The sequence below is a fragment of the Psychrobacter sp. SHUES1 genome (genome assembly GCF_001652315.1).
Taxonomy (GTDB): domain Bacteria; phylum Pseudomonadota; class Gammaproteobacteria; order Pseudomonadales; family Moraxellaceae; genus Psychrobacter; species Psychrobacter faecalis.
Genome location: NZ_LXWA01000075.1, coordinates 14,983 through 31,921 on the forward strand (window position 1 = coordinate 14,983; position 16,939 = coordinate 31,921).

The window sequence follows — 16,939 nt, forward strand, 5'->3', positions numbered from 1 at the left end:
TGGGGGTTAAATAATACAAAATAAAGCGCTTAATCTTGTACGCTTAAACGCTGGCGATTTTTCTCAACCGTTTTTGCGCCGATGCCTTTGACTTTCGTTAATTCATCGACCGTTTTAAAGCCGCCAAACATCTCGCGATATAAAATAATCGCCTGCGCTTTACTGCTGCCAATACCGTTTAATGCCACCAATTCTGCTTCTGTGGCGCGATTGATATTTATGTTGGTTTGATTACGCGCTTGGCTTTGGGCTGCTTCTTGCGTCAATAGATAATGATAAGCGCTTTTAGCATTATCAAAACATGGCGCGGCAAAGACAGGATGAGACAGCATCACCATGATAGAAAATATGCCTACTAAAAAAACGGCGGCATTTTTAAATAAATTAGCATGCTGCCATTTAATAAATAGGCTTTTATTAGTCGCGTTCATGCTGTTTCGCCGCTTCCCATAACGCATCCATCTCATTGATATCGCTATCTTCTAAACGCTTGCCAGCTGCCGCTAACTGCTCTTCAATATAGCCAAAGCGTGATTTAAATTTATGCACACAGGTTAAGGTCGCAGTTTCAGCGTCGAGGTCGAGTTTACGCGCGACATTGACCAAGGCAAACATGCAATCGCCAAGCTCCCTTTCAATCTCTCTGATATTGGTTTTGATTTCAACTTGGGGCTTATCTAAAATCTCGGCCTTTAGCTCGGCAATTTCTTCATCAAGCTTATCAAAAGCGCCGCTGACCCCTTCCCAATCAAACCCCAATTTTGATGCTTGTTTTTGCACTTCCTGCGCTTGCATCAGCGCACTACCTGCCTTGGTATTATCCAAACGACGTTTCGGCTTGCCACGTGCGGCGCGAGCTTGGTCTTCCTCTGCTTTAATCTCATCCCAGCGACCTTTTACCGCAGCGTCGTCTTTTAGCGTTTCGGCTTCAAAGACATGCGGATGGCGGCGAATCAGCTTTTCTTGCAACGTGGTAATCACATCGCTAATATCAAAGCGCCCTTGTTCTGCGTACATCTGACAATGAAAAACTACTTGCAACAATACATCACCAAGCTCGCCCTTGATATCTTCGTCATCATCGCTTTGAACCGCTTCGCCGAGCTCATAGGCTTCTTCAATCGCGTACGGAATGAGGCTATGATTGCTTTGTTTTTTATCCCACGGACAATCTGCGCGCAGCCGTGCCATTAACTTTAATAAATCGTCTAACTCGCCAGTTGCCACTGGCACGCCCTGTACAGAGCTGGGAGGCGTAACAGAAGTTAACGTTTGGTTGTCTAAGTCACTCATAAAATACTCTTATATTTTTTATCATAGAAACGGATAAGTATAAAAATGCTCACATAAAGTACCACTACGGCTTTATGACTCATTTGGTAGTTAGTGTATCATTGAACGCTTATTGACTTATAATCCTGTTATCACACCCTCATTTTTTACCGCGCACGCACAAGGAAGCTTATTATTATGTCCACTTCTGCGACTACTGGCTACCAGCCAGCAACAGAATTTCACCCTATCAGCATTCAGTCATTTAAAGCGTACGATATCCGCGGCGAGCTTGGTGTCAATCTCGATGAAGCTATCGCCTACCGTATCGGCCGTGCCTTTGCCCAAATTTTATTCGAGCGTTATAACAGTACCGATAATGATGCTACCGCTGAACTAAAAGACTTAATGCCAGCTATCGTCATCGGTAGCGATATCCGCCACTCCAGTGAGCAGTTAAAACAAGCAACCATCAAAGGTATGCTCGATGCGGGTGTCGATGTGATTGATTTGGGTATGACAGGCACAGAAGAGGTTTACTTTGCGACCAGTTATTATCAGGCGTTGGGCGGTATCGAAGTGACGGCTAGCCACAATCCGATTAATTATAATGGCCTAAAATTGGTCAAAGAACACTCAAAACCGATTAGCGCCGATGATGGCTTGGCAGAGATTCAAGCGTTGGCAGAATCGGGGCAATTTAGTACGGATAATCAACAAGGCGCATTACAATTACTAACGGATAAAAGCGCTTATATCAATCATGTCATGACGTTTATTGATGTTGATAAATTAAAACCGCTAAAACTGGTTATCAACTCCGGCAATGGTAGCGCAGGTCCCGTCGTTGATTTATTAATCGACAAGTTAGCACAAGCTGGCGCGCCAATTGAAGTGCTTAAATTGCACCATACGCCTGATGGTAGCTTTCCAAATGGCATTCCCAATCCAATGATTGAGGCCAATCGAACCGCCACTCAGCAAGCGGTGCTGGAAAACAAAGCCGATCTTGGCATTGCCTTTGATGGCGATTTTGACCGCTGTTTTTTATTTGATGAATACGGCGAATTTATCGATGGTAGCTATGTCGTTGGCATGCTCGCGCAAGCGTTTTTAAATAAATATGCGGGCGAGTCAATCGTCTATGATCCGCGAGTGATTTATAACACCGAAGCCGTCATTGATGAGCATAACGGTAAGGCGGTTATTAGCAAGTCTGGGCACTCATTTATCAAGCAAGTGATGCGGGATTCTGGCGCGGTTTATGGCGGCGAAATGTCCGCTCACCATTATTTTCGCGATTTTTTCTACTGCGATAGCGGCATGATTCCGTGGCTTTTGACCATTGAGTTATTATCGATTACCGGTAAAACCTTATCAGAATTGGTCAGCGGTTATATTGCAGCCTATCCAAGCTCAGGCGAGCTAAATTTTCACCTGACCACTCATGATGCGCCAGCCATTATTAGCGCTATCGAAGAGAAGTTTAGCGCCGAAAATCCAACCAAATCGATGCTTGATGGCTTAAGTTTAAACTTTGGCGAATGGCGTTTTAACTTACGCGCTTCCAATACTGAACCATTAATTCGCTTAAATATTGAAAGTCGCGGTGATGAGAATTTATTACAAACCAAAACCCAAGAGATTCAGCAATGGCTTGCTAGTAAAGGGGCGGTGCCTGCTTAACTTAAGTAATCATAATGCTAAGTAAAGACATTCTGAACTTATGAGAACGAAAAAGCGCCGGTTAATTTTTATATTAATCGGCGCTTTTATTTAGATTCAGTTCATTAGCTGCTTGTCTGCTACGCTTATTTTACCCTTGTTAAAAAGCTTTATTTGGCGCGACCAATCCCTATATAGTCACCGACCAAATCATCAACCTGCGTTCGCGACAGCGCATTGCGCGCATCGAATATCGGCAGCGCCTGCTCATTAAGCCTAGCAACATCTAGCTTATTTTCTGCCAACCAGCTGATAATAAAAATGGCCTGCGCTTCATTAAGCTTTTGGTACGGACTGGCGATCAGTTCCAGTAGCGATTGCTGTCCATAGAGCTCGGCAAGCTCGGTTTGGGCTTTATCACTATATACCAGCGTGCGGATATTATAAGACCAGAGTAGCGCTAACAACGGATGAATAGCCGACTCTGCTGTCCGTCCCGAGCCCGCTTTATAACTACCGCCCCAAATCACCACGGTTTTATGGTCGATAAATCCATCAAAATATTGCCAAAACTTACGAAATATCAGCTCTTTTTGGTCTTCATTGATATTAATGACTGCCTGTAGTAACGGCATAGCTAGACTCTTTTCTGTACTGGACTGCTGCAACTTAACCAACTCTGTCGGTAGTGTATTACCACCAAAGCCCCAGCCTGCTTGCAAGTAGCTACTGCCTACGCGCTCATCAAGTCCCATAATGTGACTGACTTGCTGGATATCGACCTGTTGACTATCAGCCAAGCGCGACATCTCATTCATAAAGCTCACCCTTGTGGCAAGCATCGCCATGATACTACTACGGGCAAACTCTATAGTAGCAATATCTGCTTGATGAAACGCGCGCGCCTGTTGCATCAAAGGCTGTAGCATCGTTAAATGATGGCGGCTATTTGGCGTTTTTTCACCCAGCAACAACAATGATGGATTTAGCATTGAGCTGTACGCATCGCCATCTTTTAAGAATACAAATGGCACATAATAAACCCAAGCGCGCTGCAACTGCTTGGACAATGCGTCAACCGCGCCCAGCTGTTTAATGCCACTCATAATAAGCGGTAAGGTTTGCTGATGACTGTGGTTAAAGGCGGTAATCCAGCTGTCTGCTTGCCATACTGAGCGAATGCTGTCTAAAAATAACCAATATAGCGCAACTTGTTTTCTCTCACTATTATCATCCGTCTTTTCATAGTGCTCTAGCAGCTTACTCGCAGTAGTGGGCAAAGCGTAGCTGACAATCTGCTGCTGCTGCACGTACATCTGCCATAGCGCTTGCAAATGATGCTCAAAACCATATTGTTGTAATTGCTGCGTCAATACCTCTTTATCAGTATAAAGATGCACCGTATGACCAAGACTTGCCAGTACCACCGCACTGGTAATGGCCTCAATACTGTGACCGACGAGGACGCAAACACTAGTGTTTTTAGCGGCTTGGTTAAATGAATGTGGTGCGGATTGGTCGTTATCTGTCTGTTGTTTATTTATAGCGGCAGCGCTCATAAGATTACCTTTTATATTGCAAAGTTGGCAGCGTGGATAAGTGGATAAGCCAGTCGCATGATGCCACTAGCTACTAGCCATAAGCCATTAAGACAACAGCTTAATATGCTGCAATAGCTGATTGGTAGAGGTGTCGAATTGCGCATCGCCGCCTTGCTGCATGGCGGTATGCACCGACTCTGCCATTTTCTTGCCCATCTCAACGCCCCATTGATCAAACGGATTGATATCCCAAATGCTGGCCATGACATAAACCTTGTGCTCATAAAGCGCTATCAGCTCCCCCAAACTATGCGGGGTCAGCTCATCAATAAGGAGCGTGGTTGACGGCTGATTACCACGGTAATATTTGTATTTATCGGCATCAGAAGCCGCTTCAATATCCTTATCAGCAATAGCAGCATTACCAAAAGCTAAAACCCGACTTTGCGCTAAACAGTTTGCCAAAGACAATTCATGCTGCTGCTGTAGCGATTCATTTGTCGCATCATCACTATAACGGCGCACGCAAGCGATAAAGTCACAAGAGACCTGCTGCGTTCCTTGATGCAGAAGCTGATAAAAAGCATGCTGCGCATTGGAGCCAATCTCGCCCCACAAAATTGGACACGTATCATAATCAAGGCGCGCGCCATGCTGAGTCACCGATTTGCCATTACTTTCCATCTCAAGCTGGGTCAAGTAGCTTGGCAAATACTCCAAACGCCCATCATAAGGCAGCACGGTATGCGCATTGACTTGTAAAAAGGTACTATTCCAAACGGCGAGCAAACCTAATAATACTGGCAAATTCTCAGAAAAGTCTGCTTGGGCGAAATGCTTATCCATATTATGTGCGCCGGCTAGCAGCTCTTTAAAACCATTCATGCCAATACGAATAGCGATAGCAAGTCCAATCGCCGACCACAATGAAAAACGGCCGCCAACCCATTCCCACAGCTGCAATTGATGCTCAGGGTGAATGCCCCATGCAGTCATTTTTTCACAGTTGGCCGATACGCCGATAAAATGACGGCGCAAGACGCTTTCTTCCGTGCCAGCGCGTAGCTTTGCCGTAGCGAGTAACCATGACAGTGCTGTCTTGGCATTGGATAGCGTGTCAACGGTGCCAAAAGATTTGGAGGAGATGATAAATAAAGTGGTTTCAGGATTTAGGTGCTTGAGCAAATTATCAAGCTGTGTGCCATCCATGTTAGAGACAAAATGCACCTCGATAGCAGTATCTGCCCATTCATCAAGCGCGGTGGTCGCCATCAGCGGGCCTAAATCTGAGCCGCCAACGCCAATATTAACCACATCAGTGATTGCTTTGCCAGAAAATCCGCGCCATGTGCCGTTGCGTACCCGCTCTGACAATCTTTCTACCTGCGCCAAGCTCTCATGTACATCAGCGGCGACATTTTGCGTGCCAACTTGCAGCTGTTCTGTAGCTGGCAAGCGTAGAGCGGTATGCAGCGCTGCTCGCTTTTCACTGGTATTAACCATCGCCCCTTGTAACAAGGCATCGATACGGCCTGACAACTCGCAACTATTCGCCAAATTTAATAAATTTTCTAGCACCGCATCATTAATACACTGCTTGCTATAATCCATATATAGCGCGCCCGCTTGCGTGCTAAAGCGAGACGTCCGCTCATTATCCTGCGCGAACAATGGGGCAAGCGCCCACGGCTGCTCCGCTAACTTGGCTAAATGCTGCCAATACTTAGAGTGGCGGGCACTTTTATAGCCCTTATTATTTCTCTCATCCATTAGCTATTTATCATCCCTTAACTGCTGCTCGGCAAAATAGATAAACGCTTGCATATACGAGCGCATATCGCCTGCGTCATAACTATCGCCGCGCATGGTCGTCACATTAACGCCATATTTGCTAATCAAGGCATCAATGGCATCAGTCAGTTGAATCTCGCCGCCAACCGACGCTCTAGTATTGGCCAGATAATCAAATATATGATTGCTAAATACATAACGACCGACAACGGCCAATTTTGAAGGGGCATCCGCTAAATTTGGCTTTTCGACAAAACCGGCAACTTTAAAGCTCGCGTTTTTATCAGCTTGCTCGATTTCATGCGCTTGATTAAATGCTTCGTCTAATTGGGCAATACCGTATTTATGCACATCTTCATCTGCTACGTTATTGACCAATATTTGCGAATGCGTGTCTTTAGCAAAGGCCTCAATCATAAACGCCAAATTATCAGTCGTTATATCGGTGGTAAATGGATCGAGCACCACATCTGGCAGCAGTACAGCAAAGTCATGCTCACCGATGATTGGACGCGCCGCCAATACCGCGTGCCCCAACCCTAGCGGTTTGCCTTGGCGTATCATAGACACCGTTACATCCTCGGGTAACCAATTTAAGCTATCAGCTAACGCGCCTTTACCTTTAGTGCGCAATTGATTATCCAATTCAGCATTGATATCAAAGTAGTTTTCGATGGCGCTTTTTTGCGCATGACCGACCAAAACAATATGTTTGATACCAGCAGCAATGGCTTCTTCAACGACATAATGAATAGCGGGACGATTGCCAAGTGGTAGCAGCTCTTTTGGCACTGATTTCGATAACGGCAGCATACGAGTGCCAAAGCCTGCGACAGGAATAACAGCGTGAGTAATTTTTTTCATAATTTTTAGACTGTATTTAAGAGTGTGAAATAAGAAACATGCCTAATCAATGCTAAGCGCTATGATAGCCATTCGGGTTTTTACTCTGCCAACGCCACGTATCTTGACACATCTCAGCAATAGATAGTGTCGCCTCCCAACCTAGCAAATCTTTGGCTTTATCGGCGCTGGCATAGCAGCTGGCAATATCTCCAGCGCGCCGAGCAGAAAACTGGTAAGGAATATTTTGGCCTGATACTTCAGAAAAAGCCGTGACCAATTCTAAAACAGACGTTCCTTTACCTGTTCCCAAATTAATGGGTAAAAAACCTATTGAGCTGTATTTATCTCGACCTACTTGTTTCTGTAAGAAGTTAAGCGCTGCTACATGACCTTGGGCAAGATCAGTGACATGGATAAAATCGCGTACCCCCGTCCCATCGACAGTAGAATAGTCATTACCAAAAATACTGAGTTTTTCAAGCTTGCCAACGGCGACTTGCGAAATATAAGGCATTAAATTATTAGGAATATCATTTGGATCTTCGCCAATTTGCCCAGATGGGTGCGCACCTACGGGATTGAAGTACCTAAGTGGAATAAGATTCCAGCCATCATCGGTTGCCGCTAAATCCTCTAAAATATGCTCGACCATCAGTTTGCTCTGACCATAAGGATTGGTGCAAGAACGCTTTGATTCCTCATTGATGGGCAAGGATTCAGGATCTCCATAGACGGTCGCAGAAGATGAAAAAACCAAATTCTTAACATCAGCTTCTCTCATAACTTCCAATAAAGCAATGGTGCCACTGACATTATTATTATAATACAGCAATGGCTTGGCCACCGATTCTCCAACGGCTTTTAGTCCCGCAAAATGAATCACACCAAAGAACTGATGCTCGGCAAAGACCTGTTTGAGTAGATCAATATCACGAATATCGCCTTTAACAAAGTCGATGGGTTGATCAATGAGCTTGGATACGCGCTCAATAGCTTCACGGCTACTATTAGACAAATTGTCGTAGACAACAATATCATAGCCTGCTTCCTGTAAAGCTATACAAGTGTGTGAGCCGATATATCCAGCACCACCGGTTACCAATATCTTATTTTTCATAATTGCTACATTTTAATCAAAGGAAAGTTATTTTTAGAATAAAAAAAGACACCCCATTGTAGGAGTGCCTTTGTTTTTTTTCAACGATGTTTTGGTATTAGACTAGCTATTAATACCTAAATTACCAACCGGTAACTTCTTTTAACTTATCGCCAATTTTTGATGGATCGCGAGTATAAGCAATTCCAGCGTCTTCAAAGGCTTTGAATTTCTCTTCAGCAGTGCCTTGACCACCAGAGATAATCGCGCCAGCATGGCCCATACGTTTACCAGCAGGCGCAGTCACACCAGCAATATAACCAACCACTGGCTTGGTTACGTGCTCTTTGATATAAGCTGCCGCTTCTTCTTCAGCTGTACCACCAATCTCACCGATTAATACGATGGCTTCGGTTTGTGGATCGTCTTGGAACAGTTTTAGCGCATCGATTTGGTTCATACCTGGGATAGGGTCACCGCCGATACCGATACAAGTAGACTGACCAAAGCCAAGCTTAGTGGTTTGGGCAACCGCTTCATAAGTCAAGGTACCAGAGCGTGAAATGATACCCACTTTACCTGGCAAATGGATATGACCTGGCATGATACCGATTTTGCACTGACCTGGAGTGATAACGCCTGGGCAGTTTGGACCAACCATACGTACATCGCCTGCTTCTTCGATATAACGCTTGGCTTTTAGCATATCGATAGTCGGTACGCCTTCAGTGATTACGACGATCAATTTTACGCCTGCATCGACTGCTTCAACGATAGAATCTAATACAAATGGAGCTGGTACATAGATAACTGAAGCGTCAGCTTGGGTCGCTTCCATGGCTTCTGCCATGGTGTTAAAGACTGGCAAACCTAGGTGCGTTTGACCGCCTTTACCTGGGGTTACGCCGCCAACTACTTTAGTGCCGTACTCAATTGCTTGTTCAGAGTGGAATGTACCGTTTTTACCAGTAAAACCTTGTACCAATACTTTGGTATCTTTATCAATTAATACACTCATTATTTTTTCCTTATTCGGTTGTCTTGCAATAGCAGTTTTCTCGCTCATGTATCGTTAAATGTTAACGATTTATGCTTTTACTAAAAACTGCCATCACGCTGTGACTATAATGCTTAAGCGTCTGGTTAAGCGAGTTATGAATAAAACAGCGCTTACCCTCACCACTTATATTAAAGGCTTATGCTTTAACCGCATCGACAATTTTTTGCGCCGCATCTGCTAGGCCTTGAGCTGAAATGATTTTCACATCAGATTGCTCTAGTAGCTCAGCACCTTTTTCAGCGTTATTACCTTCTAGACGGACAACAACAGGTACTTTTACGTTCACTTCTTTAACTGCTTCGATAATCGCTTCGGCAATCATGTCACAACGTACGATACCGCCGAAGATGTTGATTAGAACGCCTTCAACACTGCTGTCTTCTAGAATGATTTTGAACGCTTCAACAACGCGATCTTTGGTTGCACCGCCGCCAACGTCCAAGAAGTTAGCAGGTTTGCCGCCGTACAATTTGATAATGTCCATGGTCGCCATCGCAAGACCAGCACCGTTTACCATACAACCGATGTTACCTTCTAGGGCAACATAGTTTAGGTCAAATTCAGCTGCTTTGAGCTCGCGCTCGTTTTCTTGCGTTTTATCTTGTAGTGCTGCAATTTTAGGCAGGCGATATAAAGCGTTTGAGTCAATACCGATTTTGCCATCAACACAAACGATTTCGCCATTTTCGCGAACCGCTAATGGATTGATTTCTAATAATGCAAAATCATTGTCAACGAATGCTTGATAAGCGCCGCTCATCAATTTTACAAACTGGTTGATTTGCTTGCCTTCAAGACCCAGTTTAAATGCCACTTCACGTGCTTGGTAAGGCATTAGCCCAACTAATGGATCAACGCTTACTTTAAAGATTTTTTCTGGAGTTTCGCTTGCGACTTCTTCGATATCAACGCCGCCTTCGGTTGATGCCATAAAAGTTACGCGGCGCGTAGAACGGTCTACAACTGCACCAAGATATAGCTCAGTTTGTACTGGGTACATATCTTCTGCAACCAATACGAAGTTAACTGGTTGGCCTTCTGCGTCAGTCTGGAATGTAACCAGATTGGTACCGATAAGCTCTTCAGCAACTTGCTTTGCTTCTTCGCGAGTTTTAACGAGCTTCACACCGCCCGCTTTACCACGGCCACCAGCATGAACCTGCGCTTTAATAACCGCAATATCAGTAGGCGTCTTATCAAAAGCAGCAGCAGCTTCGTCGCCATTATGGGCGATGATGCCTTCTTGAATGGGCAAACCGTAGCTTTTTAATAGCTCTTTTGCTTGATACTCATGTAAATTCATTGATTGTATCCTTTATTTTTTACAATTAATAAAAAGTGAAAACAAGTGCAAGGCAGAATAACGCTGCCACACTTATGATGGCGGTGACCGTTATCATAATAGTGATAGCGGCCGCACCATCCGGTTAAACTTGATATTGACTCAAATGCTTTTCATTTTAAGTAAGTTAATCTCAAAAACTATTTACGTTTTTTACGCTGTATGGCATGAATCGCACGGCCATCTGCTGATAAAGCGGCTTCATGAACCGCTTCAGAAATGGTTGGATGCGCAAATGTCATCAACTGCAAATCTTCGATACTAGACACAAATTCCATCGCAATCATACCTTGATGGACAATATCGCCCGCACCAGCAGAAATGGCATGCATACCTAACAAACGATCTGTTTTAGCATCAGCAACAACTTTGATAGAGCCTTGTGCTTCACTTTGTGCAAGCGCACGACCGTTAGCTGCTAGGTTAAATGAACCGGTTTTGACTTCATAACCCGCTTCAGTCGCTTCTTGCTCGGTCAAACCAACCCATGCAATTTCTGGATGGGTATAAATGACGTTGATAATGGTGTCATAGTTAACTTGTGCTTTTTCACCATGAATGCGCTCAACCGCCATCATGCCTTCTTCCATCGCTTTATGCGCAAGCATAGGGCCACGAACCAAGTCACCGATTGCATAAACGCCGTCAAGGTTGGTTTTACACTGGTCATCGACATCGATAAGACCGCGCTCAGTCAACGTGATACCACTGTCTGCGCCCAATAGTTTTTCAGAGTAGGCACGGCGACCAACACAAACAATCAGTTTATCAAAGCTTTCATCCGAGGCTTCACCTTTTGCTTCGCTGGTCACGACAACTTGATCGCCTTTCACCTCAGCATTGGTTACTTTGGTATCAACACGGATATCAAGACCTTGCTTTTTCAGCATTTTACCCGCTTCTTTAGCGATGTCTTTGTCAGCCGCTGCTAGGAAGCTTGGTAGCGCTTCATAGACAACCACTTCCGCGCCCAAGCGGCGCCATACTGAACCTAGCTCAAGACCAATTACGCCTGCGCCAATGACGCCTAAACGCTTTGGTACTTCGGTGAAATCAAGCGCGCCAGTAGAATCAACAATACGGTCGCCATCAGTTTTTGCCACAGGAATATCGATAGGCACCGAACCTGCTGCAAGAATGACGTTTTTGGCGGTAATAGTCGTTTCACTTTCGTCTTCTAGGGCAGTAAATTTAACTTTTTTATCCGCACCTTTACCATCTTCTAACGTGCCCCAGCCTTGTAGCCAGTCAACGCCATTGCCTTTTAGCAATGCCGCCACGCCGCCCGTCAATTGCTTAACAATGGCTTCTTTACGGCCAATCATTTGCTCGATATCGATAGCAACGTCACCGGTGCTGATACCATGTTCAGCAAGGTCATGTTTGGTTGCTTCATAACGATGTGATGAATCAAGTAAGGCTTTTGATGGGATACAACCGACGTTTAAGCAAGTACCACCCAGTGCTGGCTCACCTTTATAAACGCGTTTTTCGATACAAGCCACGCTCATACCCAATTGACCTGCGCGAATAGCGGCTTCGTAACCACCAGGACCGCCGCCGATGACGACTAAATCATAATTGTCTTTCATAGTACGTTCCTATTTTTAATTTGGTTCTAATTTATTTCTAGATTTTTTTCTGATTTTATGAGGATTTAAATGACTGGTTGGCCTACTGAATGATAAATGACGATTTTTCCGTCGTTAATACACCACAAAAAAAGTCGCATTTATTTGACAATAAACCACAATCTCCTCGTCCAAAGTGAAAAAGCTTGTATCAGTGGTTACCGATACAAGCTTAAAAGCTTACAGGTCTAGGAGTAGCATGGTTGGATCTTCGACCAACTCTTTGATAGTAACTAAGAACTGTACCGCTTCTTTGCCGTCAATCATACGGTGATCATATGATAGTGCTAGGTACATCATTGGTAAAATTTCAACTTTACCGTCGACTGCCATTGGGCGATCGTTGATAGCGTGCATACCTAAGATAGCAGTTTGTGGTGGATTCAAGATAGGCGTTGACATGAGTGAACCAAAGACGCCGCCGTTTGAAATGGTGAACGTACCGCCAGTCATGTCATCAAGACCAAGTTTACCTTGTTGTGCTTTACCACCAAACTCACGAATCTTAGCCTCAACATCAGACATACTCATGCGGTCGGTATCACGCAATACAGGAACGACCAAACCACGATCTGAAGATACGGCAACACCGATATCATAGTAGCCGTGATAAACGATGTCATCGCCGTCTAGTGACGCGTTAACCGCTGGGAAGCGTTTTAGTGCTTCAGTCGCCGCTTTAATAAACAATGACATAAAGCCTAGACGTACGCCATGGCGCTTTTCAAATTGCTCTTTATACTTAGCACGCATATCCATCAACGGTTTCATGTTGACTTCGTTAAACGTGGTTAGCATCGCTGTTTCTTGTGAGGCAGCCAGTAGACGGTTAGCAACTGTCTTACGTAGACGCGTCATTGGTACGCGTTTTTCAGTACGCTCACCGGTTGATTCAGCAACTGGACGACCGCTATCAGATTTGATAGAGCTATCAGCTTTTAGCGTTGGGTTTGCCATGTCGGTTTTGGTTACACGACCACCGCGACCACTGCCTTCGACATTTTTAGGATCAACGCCAGATTCTTTCGCCGCTTTTCGTACCGCAGGGCTTTGGTCTTTATGATCCGCTTCGTCTTTTTTATCTGTCGCTTGGACTGGCTCACCGCCATCGGTAGCTTGTTTCGGCTGTACTGGCGCTGCTGGTTGATCTGGGTCAACTGCAGGCTCATCAGCACTATCGCTGCTACCACCAGCAGAACTACCGCTAGCACCAGCTTCAAACTCGGCGATTAGCTCGTCTGACAAAATCGTATCGTCAACTTGCTTAACGATTTTGGTAACCACACCGTTATCAGGTGCAACCACTTCTAATACCACTTTATCAGTTTCAATTTCAGCCAATAAGTCGTCGCGGCTAACTTCTTGACCTTCAGTGACATGCCATTCCACGAGGGTGCCATCGGCAACCGATTCTGGAAAAACGGGGGCTTTAATTTCAGCCATCGATATACTCCTTAGATATTGATATTACTCTTTATTATTAAGTCGTGATAGGCAGTCAATACCATTCTCAATCGTCTTACTTTAATGGTAATAGCGGTACGGACTGTTATCGCCTGATTCGTGTATCTTATATAATCTGTTGCTTAAGCCAACTACTATTTAGATAGCTCATCCACACTGATGCCAAGACCACCAGCAATGAGTGCTTGCTGCTGCTGAACATGTAGTTTTGGAGATCCTGTCGCTGGCGCCGCACTAGCAGGACGTGCGACCGGCTCCATGACTTTTGCCTTGGTTGGATGCGGCACAACAATGCGGAACATATGCGGCGCTAGATAGTACCAAGCACCTTGGTTAAGTGGCTCTTCTTGCGTCCAAACAATCTCAGCTAAGTTACTATATTTTTCAATCTCAGCAATCAAACGCTCTTCTGGTAATGGGTATAGCTGCTCAATACGCACAATCGCTACATGATCTAAACCTAGCGCACGGCGTTGTTCTAATAAGTCATAGTAAACTTTACCGCCGCACAGCACCATACGCGTTACGTTGTCGGCATTTTGCTGATCGATCTCTGGCAATACTGTCTCAAACTTGCCGTTCGCCAGCTCTTCAAGAGTTGAAGTTGCCAATTTGTGACGTAGTAAACTCTTCGGTGACATGACGATTAATGGCTTACGAATCGGACGTACCGCTTGACGACGTAGGGCATGATAGATTTGCGCTGGGGTCGTTGGCGTAATCACTTGCATGTTGTCTTCAGCACATAACTGCAAGAAGCGCTCTAGGCGAGCAGATGAATGCTCAGGACCTTGACCTTCAAAGCCATGTGGTAATAACATCGTTAGACCACAAACGCGCTGCCACTTAGTCTCACCACTTGAGATAAACTGGTCAATCACCACTTGTGCACCGTTCACAAAGTCACCAAACTGTGCTTCCCAAACGATTAGCGCATTAGGAACTGTGGTCGCATATCCATATTCGAAGGCTAGTACCGCTTCTTCTGATAACAATGAGTTGTAAGTAGCAAAGCGCGCTTGCGTCTCACTGATATGTGAAAGAGGCACATACATGCTGCCGTCATTGACGTTATAGATTTCACTGTGGCGATGCGAGAACGTACCACGGCCCACATCTTCACCAGTAATACGTACCAAGACATTGTCATGGTCAACCAATGATGCATAGGCTAGTGTTTCAGCGGCGCCCCAGTTAAGTGGCTCTTCGCCAGTTTGCATAGCTAGGCGCTGTTCGACCATTTTTTGTACTTGGCGTTGTAGCTTGTAACCTTCTGGCATTTCTGCCATACGGCGACCATAGCCTTTTAGCACTTCGATATCGACGCTGGTATCCCAATCGTCAACCAAATCATGACCTAAGTAAGGTTTCCAATCAACGAAGAGCTCTTCGTTAGGCTGACTCACTAGAGAGCTGGCAACGTATTCACCGCGGTCTAACGACTCACGATATTCATCTTCGTACTGCTGAGCTTCACTCTCGCTCAACACGCCGGCTTTGATCAGTTGCTGTGCGTAGATAGTGCGAGTGGTTGGTAATTTCTTAATCACTGCGTACATTAATGGCTGAGTCGCTGATGGTTCATCGGCTTCGTTATGACCGTTACGGCGATAACAAAATAAGTCAATAATGATGTCTTTATCAAACTCATGACGGTAATCTAATGCCAATTGCGCCGCGAAAACCACTGATTCAGGATCATCACCGTTTACGTGCAAGATAGGCGCGTGCACCATTTTGGCAACATCAGTACAATATTCAGTCGAGCGTGCATCTTCTTGACGACTGGTGGTAAAACCAACTTGGTTATTAATAACAATATGTACTGTACCGCCCGTGGTATAAGCGCGGGTTTGTGACATTTGAAAAGTTTCTTGCACCACACCTTGGCCTGCAAATGCCGCATCGCCATGAATAACGATCGGTAGTACAGAGTTGCCTGTTTTGTTATCTTGTAGTGGTTGGTCATTACGGCGAACTTGACGCGCGCGTACCGAACCTTGCAATACTGGTGCGACAATCTCAAGGTGCGATGGGTTAAACGCCAATGCCAAATGCGCCTCACCGCCCGGTGTCATCACGTTCGATGAAAAACCATTATGATATTTAACGTCACCTGAGCCTTTTTCTGGCTGCACTTTACCATCGAACTCATCAAACAAATCGGCAGGGTTTTTACCCAAAATATTAACCAACAAGTTTAAACGACCACGGTGAGCCATACCGATAACCATCTCTTTAGTACCATAACCGCCAGCACGTTGGATGATTTCATTGATAGCAGGAATAAAGCTCTCACCACCTTCTAGACCAAAACGCTTAACACCCGTATATTTACGAGCCAAATATTTTTCTAAGCCTTCGGCAGCGGTTAAACGCTCAAGGATTGAGAGACGTTTTTCTTTATCAAACTCGATATAACCCAGATTGGTTTCTAGGTATTTTTCCATCCAGCGTTTTTCGGTGCTGGTGGTCACGTGCATATATTCCGTACCGATATAACGGCAGTAGACGCGCTCCATGATCTCAATGATTTCACGTAGCGTCGCTTCATCCTTACCAATATTTAAATCATTGGTTGGGAATACGGTATCAAGGTCGGCTTCAGAAAGATTGTGATAGGCAAGGGTTAAATCTTCCACTTCTGCACGTGGATGCAAATCTAACGGATCAAGCTTAGCACGGCGATGACCACGGCGACGATAGGCTGAAATCAGCTGCTGCACGCCCATTTGCTTTGGGTCAGCACAGTTTGAATTACCAACTGTTGAAGCTGATGCTTCAGTGCTTACTTTGTTCGCCGTTTGATTGCGCGCAAGCAACAAAAACTGATCTTTAATAGCATTGTGCTTGGCATCGTTTGGCGTTTTGTATTGTTCAAAATACGCTTGCCAATCGTTATCAACGCTACTAGGATCATCTAGATATTGCTCATAGAGCGCTTCGATATATTGAGCATTGTCGGCAGCCAGTTCGGTATGATCTAGGCTCGCAGTTTCTTTAGTTATACTATTCATAATAATCGTCTATTTGATAGATAAATGAATGGAATCGTGCTTATTATTGTGTTGTTCGTTATAGGTTAGCGACATCAATCGTCGCTTTTTACCATTAAAACTTGTCTTAACATTATCTTTTTATTAACCATATCTACAAGTTACCGCTCTTGGTCAATAAAAAACATCCTACCCAAGCTATCTCGTTATAAAAAAGATAATTGCAATACCATGC

The 16,939-nt window shown here is 44.8% G+C and carries 12 protein-coding genes; 1 reads left to right on the top strand and 11 read right to left on the bottom strand.

Features of this window, described 5'->3' with window-relative positions; genetic code table 11:
* Positions 1-29 precede the first annotated feature (29 nt).
* Both A7325_RS10115 and mazG read right to left on the bottom strand, forming a co-directional pair.
* Positions 30-431: a ComEA family DNA-binding protein gene (locus tag A7325_RS10115; protein WP_068407812.1), complete on the bottom strand. Its 402-nt coding sequence runs from the start codon at positions 429-431 to the stop codon at positions 30-32.
* Complete coding sequence (gene mazG / locus A7325_RS10120; RefSeq protein ID WP_068407814.1) at positions 418-1,293, bottom strand: nucleoside triphosphate pyrophosphohydrolase; 876 nt, start codon at positions 1,291-1,293, stop codon at positions 418-420. Before mazG ends, A7325_RS10115 begins: the two co-directional genes overlap by 14 nt.
* Before the next feature lie 177 nt (positions 1,294-1,470).
* Between mazG and A7325_RS10125 the strand changes: the two genes are divergently transcribed.
* Positions 1,471-2,958, top strand: a complete 1,488-nt coding sequence (locus tag A7325_RS10125) for a phosphomannomutase/phosphoglucomutase (RefSeq protein WP_068407815.1) — start codon at positions 1,471-1,473, stop codon at positions 2,956-2,958.
* A 149-nt stretch (positions 2,959-3,107) separates the two neighbouring features.
* Here the strand turns inward: A7325_RS10125 and A7325_RS10130 are convergent, their stop codons facing one another.
* The 9 genes from A7325_RS10130 to A7325_RS10170 form a co-directional block, all read right to left on the bottom strand.
* Complete coding sequence (locus A7325_RS10130; RefSeq protein WP_068407818.1) at positions 3,108-4,496, bottom strand: UDP-glucose/GDP-mannose dehydrogenase family protein; 1,389 nt, start codon at positions 4,494-4,496, stop codon at positions 3,108-3,110.
* An 87-nt stretch (positions 4,497-4,583) separates the two neighbouring features.
* A complete protein-coding gene (gene pgi / locus A7325_RS10135) occupies positions 4,584-6,248 on the bottom strand; it encodes a glucose-6-phosphate isomerase (RefSeq protein WP_068407819.1) in 1,665 nt (554 codons plus the stop codon).
* A gap of 3 nt (positions 6,249-6,251) precedes the next feature.
* Positions 6,252-7,133 (bottom strand): UTP--glucose-1-phosphate uridylyltransferase, encoded by an 882-nt coding sequence (locus A7325_RS10140; RefSeq protein WP_068407821.1) that lies wholly within the window; start codon positions 7,131-7,133, stop codon positions 6,252-6,254.
* 52 nt (positions 7,134-7,185) lie between these two features.
* Entirely contained in the window at positions 7,186-8,232 is a 1,047-nt protein-coding gene (gene galE, locus A7325_RS10145; RefSeq protein ID WP_068407823.1) for a UDP-glucose 4-epimerase GalE, read from the bottom strand.
* A gap of 121 nt (positions 8,233-8,353) precedes the next feature.
* On the bottom strand, positions 8,354-9,229 hold the full coding sequence (gene sucD / locus A7325_RS10150; RefSeq protein WP_068407825.1) for a succinate--CoA ligase subunit alpha: 876 nt from the start codon (positions 9,227-9,229) through the stop codon (positions 8,354-8,356).
* A 178-nt stretch (positions 9,230-9,407) separates the two neighbouring features.
* Positions 9,408-10,574, bottom strand: a complete 1,167-nt coding sequence (sucC, locus tag A7325_RS10155; RefSeq protein ID WP_068407827.1) for an ADP-forming succinate--CoA ligase subunit beta — start codon at positions 10,572-10,574, stop codon at positions 9,408-9,410.
* Positions 10,575-10,753: 179 nt separating this feature from the next.
* Positions 10,754-12,205 carry a dihydrolipoyl dehydrogenase gene (gene lpdA, locus A7325_RS10160; protein WP_068407828.1) on the bottom strand — a complete coding sequence of 484 codons (1,452 nt, stop codon included), beginning with the start codon at positions 12,203-12,205 and terminating at the stop codon, positions 10,754-10,756.
* 219 nt (positions 12,206-12,424) lie between these two features.
* On the bottom strand, positions 12,425-13,687 hold the full coding sequence (gene odhB, locus A7325_RS10165; protein WP_068407829.1) for a 2-oxoglutarate dehydrogenase complex dihydrolipoyllysine-residue succinyltransferase: 1,263 nt from the start codon (positions 13,685-13,687) through the stop codon (positions 12,425-12,427).
* Between the two features lie 155 nt (positions 13,688-13,842).
* Positions 13,843-16,725 (bottom strand): 2-oxoglutarate dehydrogenase E1 component, encoded by a 2,883-nt coding sequence (locus A7325_RS10170; protein ID WP_068407832.1) that lies wholly within the window; start codon positions 16,723-16,725, stop codon positions 13,843-13,845.
* Positions 16,726-16,939 lie beyond the last annotated feature (214 nt).

Coding starts and splice junctions, on each gene's coding strand:
- A7325_RS10125 (WP_068407815.1), top strand. CDS start 1,471: ATGTCCACTTCTGCGACTACTGGCTACCAGCCAGCAACAGAATTTCAC.
- odhB (WP_068407829.1), bottom strand. CDS start 13,687: ATGGCTGAAATTAAAGCCCCCGTTTTTCCAGAATCGGTTGCCGATGGC.
- A7325_RS10140 (WP_068407821.1), bottom strand. CDS start 7,133: ATGAAAAAAATTACTCACGCTGTTATTCCTGTCGCAGGCTTTGGCACT.
- pgi (WP_068407819.1), bottom strand. CDS start 6,248: ATGGATGAGAGAAATAATAAGGGCTATAAAAGTGCCCGCCACTCTAAG.
- A7325_RS10115 (WP_068407812.1), bottom strand. CDS start 431: ATGAACGCGACTAATAAAAGCCTATTTATTAAATGGCAGCATGCTAAT.
- lpdA (WP_068407828.1), bottom strand. CDS start 12,205: ATGAAAGACAATTATGATTTAGTCGTCATCGGCGGCGGTCCTGGTGGT.
- sucD (WP_068407825.1), bottom strand. CDS start 9,229: ATGAGTGTATTAATTGATAAAGATACCAAAGTATTGGTACAAGGTTTT.
- sucC (WP_068407827.1), bottom strand. CDS start 10,574: ATGAATTTACATGAGTATCAAGCAAAAGAGCTATTAAAAAGCTACGGT.
- mazG (WP_068407814.1), bottom strand. CDS start 1,293: ATGAGTGACTTAGACAACCAAACGTTAACTTCTGTTACGCCTCCCAGC.
- galE (WP_068407823.1), bottom strand. CDS start 8,232: ATGAAAAATAAGATATTGGTAACCGGTGGTGCTGGATATATCGGCTCA.
- A7325_RS10130 (WP_068407818.1), bottom strand. CDS start 4,496: ATGAGCGCTGCCGCTATAAATAAACAACAGACAGATAACGACCAATCC.
- A7325_RS10170 (WP_068407832.1), bottom strand. CDS start 16,725: ATGAATAGTATAACTAAAGAAACTGCGAGCCTAGATCATACCGAACTG.